Annotated in this window: 1 protein-coding gene; it reads left to right on the top strand. The window is 31.0% G+C overall.

Features of this window, described 5'->3' with window-relative positions; genetic code table 11:
* Positions 1-58: 58 nt before the first annotated feature.
* Positions 59-281, top strand: a 223-nt coding sequence (locus tag LQ688_RS13965; protein WP_239706565.1) for a helix-turn-helix domain-containing protein, incomplete at its 3' end; no start/stop codon positions are given.

The raw sequence follows: 281 nt of genomic DNA, 5'->3' as shown, positions 1-281 counted from the left end.
AAATCGTAGATTATTAAGTGAAAAATACCAGAGGTATAAATTATATGGAGTTAATGGATTGTTACCTAAAACAAAAAATAACTCGTATCCGCCATCTTTTAAACTACAAATTATTAATGAGTATTTTGAAAAGGGAATATCATCTGTACAGTTGGCTATTAAATACAATATCCCATCAGATCGCACTGTACGAAACTGGATAAAACGTTATACTATGGGTAAAGAGAACAAAACATATTCTCCAAAACCCGAGGTGTATACGATGAAAGCAAGAAAAACAA

It is taken from the genome of Mammaliicoccus sp. J-M40, from assembly GCF_022386395.1.
GTDB classification, from domain to species: domain Bacteria; phylum Bacillota; class Bacilli; order Staphylococcales; family Staphylococcaceae; genus Mammaliicoccus; species Mammaliicoccus lentus.
This window is presented reverse-complemented; position numbering and strand designations above follow the sequence as displayed.